Below are 11,545 nucleotides of genomic sequence, written 5' to 3'. Positions count from 1 at the left end.
TGCGCGCAAGTACCTTGCCACCCAACGGCCCGTCGAGGACATCGTGGCGGCGGTGCTCACCGGACGCGAACGTTGGGACGACATCGAGGACCGGCCCGACCGTGTACTGATCGAGGACGGCATCGTCTTGCTCGGCCAGGGCGTCCTCCCGGATCGGTCACTCAATCAACTCGGCAGCTCCGACGCCGCAATCGTGTTGTTGCGCAAGCTCTATGCCCGAGAGCTGGCGGCCATCGAAGCCGGCCGGCCACTCACCAAGTTCCCGACACCCGACACCGCCGGCCTGGCGCGGCTCGACGGCTGACGGCGATGAAACGTAAGGACACGCACCTATGACGACCGTCGAAAGTCTAATGGTAGAAGCGGCTTTGGCCATCGACGAGGATATCGACAGGGCCCGCGAATTCGGCGGCATCTACAAGTTCGTACTCGACGGGGTCGGGGGGCGCACCTTCATCCTCGACCTCGGCGAGCACCCGCGCGTGATCGACGGCGACGGTGATGCCGAATGCACCATCTACATGGAAGCCAGCGACTTCATCGACCTGATGGAGGGCCGGGCCGACCGGCGCGCGCTGTTCTTCATGGGCCGGTTGACGGTCGAGGGCGACTGGGGCCGGGCGATGAAGCTGAAGGATCTCGACGAACTGAGGGTGACCCAGAATGGCCAATGAGCGCTTCGCCGTAGTCGGTTACGCCGTCCGGGTTCCCGGGGCCGGCGACGCCGCAGAGTACTGGGACCTGCTACGGGATGGACGGGACGCCATTTCGGAGATTCCCCGCGACCGTTGGAACATCGACGAGTACTTCGACCCGGATCCCGACGCGATGGGCAAGATGGTGACGCGGCGCGGCGGATTCATCGGCGACGTCTCCGGTTTCGACGCGCACTTCTTCGGCATCTCCACCCGGGAAGCCGAATTGCTCGACCCTCAGCACAGGTTGCTGCTGGAAACGACCTGGCAGGCCGTCGAGCACTCTGGCACAGCGCCGTCCGCGCTCGCGGGCACCCGGACGGGTGTCTACATGGGCATGTCGACGCAGGACTACCTGTGCCTGCTGACGAATCGGATGGGCGTCGACGCGATCGAGGCGTACCTGGGCACCGGCACCTCGTTCGCCACTGCGACCGGCCGGATCAGCTACCGACTCGGACTGGTGGGCCCGGCGGTCGCCGTGGACACCGCCTGCAGTTCATCACTCGTGGCGGTGCACCAGGCCTGCCAAGCGCTGCGTCACGGGGAATGCGACGTGGCGCTCGCAGGCGGGGTGAACCTCATCATCAGCGCCGCCACGATGATCAACTTCTCGCGAGCCCGGATGCTCTCCCCCGACGGCCGCTGCAAGACGTTCGATGCTGCCGCCGACGGGTACGTGCGCGGTGAGGGATGCGGCGTGGTGGTCATCAAGCGACTCGCCGACGCGCTGGCCGACGGCGACGTAATCCGCGCGGTGATCCGCGGCAGTGCGGTCAACCAGGACGGCGCATCCGGCGGCCTGACCGTCCCCAACGGCATTGCGCAGCAACGTGTCATCGCTGAGGCGTTGGACCGTTCCGGTGTCACCGCAGCCGACGTCGACTACCTCGAGGCGCATGGCACCGGCACCTCGCTCGGTGACCCGATCGAGGTCCAGGCGGCCGGTGAGGTGCTCGGCGCGGGCCGCGCCGTCGAGCATCCCCTGCTCATCGGGTCGGCGAAGACCAACATCGGCCACCTGGAAGCCGCCGCGGGAATTGCGGGCCTGATCAAGGTGATCCTGTCGCTCGAGCACGGGGAGATTCCTCGACACCTGAACTTCGAAACTCCGTCGCCGCACATCCCGTGGGACAGGTATCCGGTACGCGTTGCCGCGCAGCGCACGGCGTGGGAGCGCAACGGCAAACCCCGCGTCGCCGGAGTCAGTTCCTTCGGTTTCTCCGGCACCAACGCCCACATCATCCTCGAGGAGGCCCCGGAATACGTTGCGGCGCTTGGTGCCCCGCCTTCCGACGGCGAGTGCTACCACGTACTTCCGCTATCGGCGCGCACCCCGGCCGCGTTCACCGAACTCGCGGTGCGGTACCGCGACTGGCTCGATCACAATCCTGCAGCAGAGCTCTCCGACGTGTGCCGCACCGCAGGGGTGGGCCGGTCGCACTTCGAGCAACGCGCCGCGCTGGTGGTGAACTCGACCTCGTCGGCGAAGGACCTGCTGACCGCGATCATCGAGGACCGTCCCGCACCCGGCCTCTTCCGCGGGGAGTGCGGCGATCCGCCGAAGACCGCGTGGCTGTTCGGAGGACAGGGGAGCCAGTTCCCCGGTATGGCCCGCGAATTGTTCGACACCGAGCCGGTTTTCCGTGACGCCATGATGCGCTGCGCCGACGCCGTCGCCGACCTTCTCGACAGGCCACTGCTCGACGTCGTCTTCGACTCCACGGACGACGAGACGCTGCGGAACACCGCCTACGCGCAGCCGGCGCTCTTCGCTCTCGAGATCGCCCTGGCCCAGCTGTGGCAGTCCTGGGGACTGCAACCCGACGTCGTGATCGGGCACAGCGTCGGGCAGTACTCCGCGGCCTGCGTGGCGGGCGTTTTGAGCGTCGAGGACGGAGCGCGGTTGATCGCCGAACGCGGCCGGCTGTTCGCGACATTGCCGGCCGGGGGCCGGATGGCCGCCGTGTTCACCGCGGCCGAGCGGGTGGAGCGGTGCACCGAGGAGTTCCCCGGCCTGTCGGTGGCGGCATACAACGGCGCCAACACCGTGTTGTCCGGACCGGGTGCGGATCTCGAGCGCGCGGTCGCCCAGCTGAGCGCCGAGGACGTGCGGTGCGACTGGCTGGAGACCAGCCACGCGTTCCACTCTGCGCTGCTGGACCCCGTGCTCGATGAGTTCGCTTCGTACGCCGATCAATTCACGTATTCGGCGCCGCAGTGCACACTGGTGTGCAACCGCACCGGCGCGGTCGCCACCAGACACGTGAAGATGAACGGGGACTACTGGCGCAGGCACGCCAGGCAGCCGGTCGAATTCGCCAAGGGTGTCGTCACACTGGCCGAGCTCGGGTGCACCGTACTGCTGGAGGTCGGTCCGCAGCCGGTGCTGACGGCCGCCGCAATGCGCGCCTGGCCCGATGCCGAGCACCGGCCGCAACCCATCGCGTCGCTGCGCCGCAACCGGGTCGACCAGCGTCAACTCGGTGAGGCGCTGGCTCAGGCCTACGTCTGCGGACACCGCCCGGACTTCGCCGCCGTCCAGGGCGGCCGCGGCAGGCCCGTCGAGTTGCCGAGCTATCCGTTCCAGCGCAAGCGGTACTGGTACGACGGGAAGGACGCTCATGCCGGCTCGGCATCCGCCGACGGCCCACGCACCGAGACGGTGCGGCTGCTGGAGGAGGGCCGCTTCGACGAACTCGCGGCGCAACTCTCCCCGGGCGCCGACCCGGTCTCCGTGCTCAAAGGCGTTGCTGCCCTTCATAATCGACAGCGCAGCAGCCAGACCATCGCCGATGACCGCTACGAGATAGCGTGGGAGGTGGTTGAGCCCTCCCGACCAGCGGGTGTCACCGCCCAGGACGGCGTCGACTGGTTGGTCATCACCGACGACGGCGCGGGGGTGAGCGAGCTGACGGAAGCGATGCGCGCGCGCGGATACCCCCACCGCACGCTCGCGCTCCCCCGATCCGACGAGGACGAGGCCCGGCTGGAGGCAGGGCTGCGGGGACTGTCCGCGATGGGACCGGCCCCGCGCATCCTGTTCCTGGCCGGGCTGGACGAGGACGGCGCGTCGCCTCTTGAGTGCGTGCAGCGCCTCCAGGATCGCGTCTTCCCTGGTGCGCAGCGGCTGTTTCGGGCGACGCTCGCGTCGGGCACCAAGGCCCGGGTATGGATGGTCACCCGCGGCGCCCAGCTGATCACCGGGGCGGAGTCGGTAGCTCCGACGCAAAGGAGTCTGTGGGGGCTGGGCCACACCACGTCCGTCGAATTGCCCGACCTGTGGGGCGGCATCGCCGACCTCGGGACGAACGAAACCGACGAGTGGTCTGCACTGCTCGATCACGTGGTCGCCGGATCAATGGCCGACGACGAGATCGCCGTCCGAGGGAGCGCCGTGCATTGCCCGCGGCTGCAGCGCAGGCCGGCTCCGCAGACCTCCGATCCACTCGAATTGCGCGACGATGCCACGTATCTGGTGACCGGCGGCCTCGGTGTGATCGGCCTGGAGATAGCCGAGCTGCTGGCCACGCAGGGCGCGCGCCATGTGGTGCTGACCAGCCGCAGCGAACCATCGGACGCCGCCCTGCGCCGCATCGACGAGATAACCGCACAGTACGGATGCGGGATACACGTCATCACCGCCGACGTCTCCGACGCCGGCGAGATCGACCGGCTGCTGGAGCGGATTCGGACCGAGCTGCCCCGGCTGGCCGGCATCGTCCACGCTGCGGGTGTGTATGCCGACGGGTCGCTTCTGGAACACGACCCGGCCGACGTCGAGCGGATCTTCGCCGGGAAGGTCCGTGGCGGCCTGATGCTGAGCCAGGCGGTGTCGGGGATGCCGCTGGACTTCTTCCTGAACACGTCGTCGATCTCCGCGCTGTGGAGCACCCGCGACCTGATGTTCTACGCCGCCGCGAACGCATACCTCGACGGGTTGAGCCATTGGCAACGCCAGCACGGGATCCCCGGCGTCACCGTGGCATTCGGCCTGTGGACCGACGGCATGGGCGCGGATTCGCGGGAAGCGTTCAACGCGTTCGGCATCCGCACCCTGTCGCCGGACGAGGCCCTGACCGGGATGGTCGAATTACTCGCGGCGGGCGCACCGTACGGCATCGTCGCGCGGCTTGACTGGCCGAGGTTCCTGCCGTTGCAGCACATCAACCGCAAGAAGGGCTTCCTGCGCCGCATCGAGCGTGAACTGCCCGAACAGCCAGCTGCGTCAGCCTCGTTCGGAAGCACGCCGCTGATCGACGAACTGCGGTCTGCACCCGCGCAGCAGCGCACCACACTGATGCTCGAGTACGTGCGCAACGCGGTGGCGGAGGTGACGAAGATCGACCCGGGCGACATCCGCGACGACACCGGGTTCTTCGATCTCGGCATGGACTCGCTGATGGCGGTCGAACTACATCGCCGACTCGAACGTGGTTGCGGCAGGCCGCTTCCGGTGACCTTGGCCATGGATCATCCGCGGCTGGCCGAAGCGGCCACCTTCCTGCTCACCGACGTGTTGGCACTCGGCGCCGAGAAGGCGCCCCGCACCGCGCAGGCCGGCGCGGTCGCCGAGACCAGGCTGGACGAGCCCATCGCAATCGTCGGGATGGCCTGCCGGGTGCCCGGGGCCTCGAATCCCGACGAGTTCTGGTCGCTGCTCTCCGGCGGCGCCGACATGATCCGGGAGATCCCCGACGACCGCTACGACATCAACGACTTCTACGATCCCGACCCCGATGCACCGGGCCGCATATACACCCGGTACGGCGGATTCCTGGACTCCATCGACGGATTCGACCCGGAGTTCTTCGGCATCTCGCCCCGGGAGGCGGTATGGATCGACCCCCAGCAGCGGCTGGTGCTCGAAACGGCGTGGGAGGGCTTGGAACGCGCGGGGCTGTCGCCGGCGGCGTTGCGCGGCAGCATGAGTGGGGTTTACGTCGGCGTCGGCGCCAACGAGTACTCGCATGTGCTGTCCACCAATTCGGTCGAGAGCATCGCCGCTCAGTTCGCCACGGGCAATGCCATCAGCGTGATCGCAGGCCGCGTCGCCTTCGCGCTCGGGCTGGAAGGCCCTGCGGTGGCAGTGGATACCGCGTGCAGTTCGTCGCTGGTAGCCATCCATCAGGCCTGCCAGGCGCTGCACACCGGGGACTGCGACCTCGCGTTGGCGGGTGGCGTCAACGTCCTGTTGAGCCCCATCATCACCATTGCGACGTCGCGGGCGCGGATGCTGGCCCCCGATGGCCGGTGCAAGACCTTCGACGCGGCCGCCGACGGCTACGTACGCAGCGAGGGCTGCGGCATGCTGGTCCTCAAGCGGCTCGGCGATGCCGAGCGCGACGGCGACCGGATCCACGCCGTCATCCGCGGGAGCGCAGTCAACCAGGACGGTGCTTCAGGTGGACTGACTGTCCCCAATGGTGGTGCGCAGCAACGGGTCATCAGTGCTGCGTTGGCCCGCGCGGGCGTCGCGGGCGGCGACGTTGACTACCTGGAGGCGCACGGAACCGGGACGTCGCTCGGGGATCCGATCGAGGTTCAGGCCGCTGCGGCGGTGTACGGCGCCGAGCGCGACCGGGCCCGACCGCTGCTCATCGGGTCGGTCAAGACCAACCTTGGGCATCTGGAGTCGGCGGCCGGCGTGACCGGCCTGATCAAAGTGGTTCTGGCGCTGGGTCACCAGGAACTTCCCCGGAACCTCCACTTTCAGAACCCCTCTCCGCACATTCCGTGGGACCGGCTGCCCGTCCGCGTGGTCGACGAGACGACCCCCTGGCGGACGAATGGCCGGCCGCGCCGGGCCGGGGTCAGCTCGTTCGGCTTCTCCGGCACCAATGCGCACGTGGTGGTCGAAGAGGCGCCGGTGCCGTCACCCGTCTGTGCCGACGACGCTCAGGTCGACACACCGGACCCGGTGTCGGTGCTGCCGCTGTCGGCACGCTCGAGCGAGGCGTTGTCGGACCTGGCCGCCGAGTTCCGGGACTGGCTTGCGGCACGTCCCCAAACCCGACTCGAGGACGTGTGCTTCACGGCGGGCACCGGGCGTTCGCACTTCGAGCACCGCGCCGCGCTGGTCGTCGATGACATCGGGCGAACGCGCGAACTGCTGAACGAACTGGCCGGGAATCGCAACGCAGCGGGACTCTTGCGCGGACAGTGCGGTGACCCTCCGTCGACGGCGTGGCTGTTCACCGGTCAAGGCAGCCAGCACGTCGGCATGGCGCGCGAACTGTTCGACGCCGAACCGGTGTTCGCCGAGACAGTGACGACCTGTGCACATGCGGTCGACGCCCTCCTGCCCCGTCCGCTGCTCGACGTCCTGCTCGGCTCTCCGGACCACGACGAGGCGACACTGCGTGACACCTCTTACGCCCAACCGGCGCTGTACGCCGTCGAGATGGGCCTGGCGCGGCTGTGGCAGTCGCGCGGCGTCACGCCCGACGTGGTGCTCGGCCACAGTGTCGGCCAGTACGCGGCGGCCTGCGTCGCGGGCATATTCGGACTCGAGGACGGCGCCCGGCTGGTGACGCATCGCGGGCGACTGTTCGGTGCATTGCCGGAGGGCGGCCGGATGGTGGCGGTCTTCGGTGAGGCCGAGACGGTGGAGGATTTCGCCGACGACTTCCCCATGGTGTCGGTCGCCGCCTACAACGGCACCAACACCGTGCTCTCGGGCCCCACGGCCGACGTGGAGCGACTGGTGGAACTGTGTGCGGCAGAGGGAATCCGGTGCACGCGGCTGGACACCAGCCACGCCTTCCACTCCGAATTGCTCGAGCCCGCGCTCGACGAATTCGAGTCCCACGCAGCCGGAATCGACTACGCGGCCGCCGAACTGCCGTTGGTGTGCAACCGCACCGGCAAGGTGCTGACCGGGTCCGACAGGGTCGACGCCCGCTATTGGCGGCGGCACGCCCGGCAGCCAGTGCAGTTCGCCGAGAGCGTCCGCACCCTGGCCGGGCTCGGGACCGCGGTGCTGATGGAACTCGGCCCACAGCCCGTGCTCAACGCCGCGGCCCTGCAGTGCTGGCCGGAATCCACGGCGCCTCCGAAGGCGATCGCGTCACTTCGCAAGGGCGTCGACGCCCGCACGCAGCTCGCCGAGGCCGTTGCCGCCGCATACGTCGCGGGGCACCGGCCCGCCTTCGCGGCGTTGCACCGCCGTCCCGGGCGCAGGCTCGAACTGCCCACCTACCCGTTCCAACGCCGCACGTACTGGCCGAAGACCGGCGGCATCCGCCATGACGGCAGCACCGTCTCGGGCTTGCTCGGTACGGCGCAGGACCTGGCCTCCGGCGACGTGGTGTACACCAGTCGGTTCAGCGTCAAGACGCAGCCATGGTTGGCCGATCACGTCATCTACGGCACCGTCGTGGTACCCGGTGCGACCTACGGCGCGATGGTGCTGGCCGCCGTCGGAGCGCCCGTGACAGTCACAGACGTGTACTTCTTCGAACCGATTCTGCTCGCCGACAAGGACTCTCGCGAAGTTCAGCTGGCCATGCGTCAGCGCGACGACGGGCTCGGCTGGACGTTCCAGGTGCACAGTAGGCCGTGGGGCGACCGCGAGGCCGAGTGGGCACTGAACGCGGAGGGCGCCGCCGCGTCGGGAGTCGGCGCAAGCGACGCTCCCGCCCCACAGGAGCCCGTCGAAGAGATGCTCGAAGGGCTCGTCCGGCTCCGTCCGCAGCAGCTGTTCGAGGTGTTCGCCGACAACGAGCTCGCACTGGGACCCGCGTGGCAGACGTCGCTGAAATCGCTGTGGGCGGGCGAACACGAAGCGGTCGGTGACATCACCGTCGGCAGTGCCCTGGCTGACCAGATCGGATCCGAACCGGTTCATCCCGTGCTATTCGATCTGTGTGCCGGAATCGCCCTTGCCGCAGTGCATTCCAAAGCAGGAGACCTCGATGCAGGAGTCGACCTCTTCCTGCCGCTGCAGTACGGGAGCGTGACCCTGCGGGAGCCGATGCCGTCCCGGTTCTATTGCCGGGCCCGGTGGGTACCCGGTCCGCTGGACGGCGAGACGGCGGTCTTCCACCTGGACTTCATGGACCGCGACGGGCGATCCATCGGCGGGCTGGCCGGATTCACCGTCAAGCGTGCGCCGCGTGAGGCCTTGCTGCGGGGGCTTGGCAGCGACGCCACCCGAGTGCTGTACGGCATCGGCTGGCGCGAGTCCACGCCGCCGCCGTCGGACCAAACGCCGCCGCCCGGCACGTGGCTGGTGGCCGGGTTCGACGACCTGGCCGCTGCGTTGCCCGGCGCCATCCGCTTCGACAAGGCGTTGGGTGTCGACGAGTTCGCCCGGACGATGGAGCAGATGTCGCCGTCGGGCATCATATGGCGGGCGAACGGTCCCGCATCGCCGAGGGATTCGAGTACTGAGTCGAGTTCCGATTTCCAGGGCCGCCTCGAGGCTGAACTCTCCGACCTGCTCGCCGTCGTGCACCCGGTGCTCGAAGGGGCGGCGCTGCCCGGCGGGCTATGGGTCGTGACCGAGCGGGCGGTGGCCACCGAGGCGCACGAAGCGGTCGATCCGGCGCAGGCCACCCTGTGGGGGCTGGGTCGCACGATCATCTCCGAGCAGCCGGTGGTGCGCTGCCGATTGGTCGACGTCGACGACTCCCCCGACGGGGCAACCGCGCTGCTGCGACTGCTAGGGGCGCCCGGTGACGAGTCCGAAGTCGCCGTGCGACAAGGCAGATTCCTGGTGCCACGGGTTCTGCCGTGGGCGCGCACCGGATATCTCATGGTGCCGCGCAGGACGGATTACATGCTGGCTCCGACCGAGCGCGGCGCCATCAACAACCTTCGCCTGGTGGCCACCGAGATACCGTCGCCCCCTCCCGGGCACGTCCAGGTCAGGGTGCAGGCCGCAGGTATCAACTTCCGGGACGTGCTCAACGTGTTGGGCCTCTACCCCGGCGACCCGGGACCCGTGGGCGGTGATTTCGCCGGCGTCGTCTCGGCGGTGAGCCCGGACGTCACCGACTTCGTTGTGGGACAACGGGTCTTCGGTCTCATGCCCGGATCGATGGCCAGTCGGGTCAACGTTCCGGTGCAGTTCATCCACCCGATACCGGACGGCGTCAGCGCGGCCGTGGCCGCGAGCACCGTCACCGCGGTGATGACGTCGCTGCTGTCGTACCGGTTTGCGGAGTTGAAGCCGGGCGACAGGGTGCTGGTTCACGCGGCCACCGGTGGCGTCGGCATCTCGGCGGTACAGCTGGCGCAGCAGCGCGGCGCCACCGTGTTCGCCACGGCGAGCACGTACAAGCGCGCGACACTGCGTGCCATGGGCGTGAAGTACGTATACGACTCGCGCAGCACCGATTTCGCCGACCAGATCCTCGCCGACACCGACGGCGAGGGCGTCGACGTGGTGCTGAACAGCCTGACCAACGAGGGTTTCATCGAGGCGACGGTGCGAGCGACGGCGCGGCACGGCCGCTTCATCGAGATCGCCAAGCGCGACATCTGGTCCCCGGAGCGGATGGCGCAGGTGCGTCCCGACCTTTCCTACGAGGTCTTCGCGTACGACCTGATGATGTTGGAGCATCCCGACTTGTTCAAGCCGTTGGCCGAGGAATTGTCGGCCGGTCTTACCAGCGGCGAGATCCTTCCGCCGCCCCTGGAGATCTATCCGATGGCCGACGCAAAGTCGGCCTTCCGGCGCATGCAGCAGGCCCGGCACGTCGGCAAGATCGTGATGACCGTTCCAGAACCGTTGCAGCCCAGAGCTGATCGCAGCTACCTGATCACCGGAGGACTTGGTGCGCTGGGGCTGCACACGGCGGGCTACCTGGCACAGATGGGCGCGAATGACATCGTCCTGACCAGCAGACGGGCGCCGGACGACGACACCGCGCGGGCGATCGCCGAATTGTCCGACCGCTACCACTGCAGGATCCACACCGTCGCCACCGACTTGGGGGATGAGGCACAAGTCTCCACACTGCTGCGGTGGATTCGGTCCGAACTCCCGCCGCTCGGTGGCGTTGCCCATCTCGCAGGCGTCATCGACGATGCGCTGCTGCCTCAGCAGAACCTGGAACGCTTTCGTAAGACATTGGCCCCGAAGGCGTTCGGCGCGTGGCATCTACACCGGTTGACGGCCGACGACCCGCTGGAATTCTTCGTACTGTACTCATCGGGGACGAGCGTGCTCGGGTCGCCCGGTCAGGCCAACTACGCCGCGGCGAACGCGATGCTCGACGGGTTGGCGTTTTACCGCTCATCACGGGGACTACCGGCCACAAGCGTCAACTGGGGTCCGTGGGCCCAAGGCGGCATGGCGAGTTCGGAAGCGGCACGTGCGAATCTCGGTGCACGCGGGCTGATTCCGCTCGATCCGGGAACCTCGCTCAATGCACTCGGGGAGATCGTCGCACAGGGCATCCGACAGGCGACCGTGTTGAAGGCCAACTGGCGACGCGCCGCGAAACTGCTCGGCGGCATCCGTCCCCCCATCCTCGACATCGTGCTGCCCACCGCCGCGGCGACCTCGCCCGGCCACAGTGCGCTGCTCGCGAAGCTGCACGACATCCCCGAGGCGCAGCGTGGCGGATTCATCACCGAGCACCTGCAGCGCGAGTTGCAACAGGTGCTCGGCCTTGCTCAGCAGCCAGTGGCGGCCAGCCGGTTCTTGGAACTGGGCATGGATTCGTTGATGGCAGTGGAGCTCCGCAACCGGCTGCTCAGTCAGTTCGGCAGCGCGTTCACCATCAGCGCCACTGCGGTTTTCGACTACCCGTCCATAGGGCAGCTCGCCGACCACCTTGCCGCTCAGACACCCGACGACGAACCCGCGCCCACCGACCCGGCGGACTCGGTCGCATGAC

General features: G+C 68.3%; 2 protein-coding genes and 1 pseudogene. All 3 read left to right on the top strand.

What is annotated here, in order from left to right; translation table 11 throughout:
• Positions 1-304, top strand: a pseudogene (locus VJV41_RS05535) (Rieske (2Fe-2S) protein); the annotation flags it as partial.
• A gap of 28 nt (positions 305-332) precedes the next feature.
• The gene (locus VJV41_RS05530; RefSeq protein WP_325331937.1) at positions 333-674 is read left to right on the top strand and encodes an SCP2 sterol-binding domain-containing protein; all 342 of its coding nucleotides are present in this window, start codon (positions 333-335) and stop codon (positions 672-674) included.
• Entirely contained in the window at positions 664-11,544 is a 10,881-nt protein-coding gene (locus VJV41_RS05525) for an SDR family NAD(P)-dependent oxidoreductase (protein WP_325331934.1), read from the top strand. The genes VJV41_RS05530 and VJV41_RS05525 overlap by 11 nt, the downstream gene beginning before the upstream one ends.
• Position 11,545 lies beyond the last annotated feature (1 nt).

Source organism: Mycobacterium sp., assembly GCF_035274705.1.
GTDB lineage: Bacteria > Actinomycetota > Actinomycetes > Mycobacteriales > Mycobacteriaceae > Mycobacterium.
The sequence above is the reverse complement of the archived record's forward strand: the minus strand, read 5'-3'. Positions and strand labels throughout refer to the sequence as shown.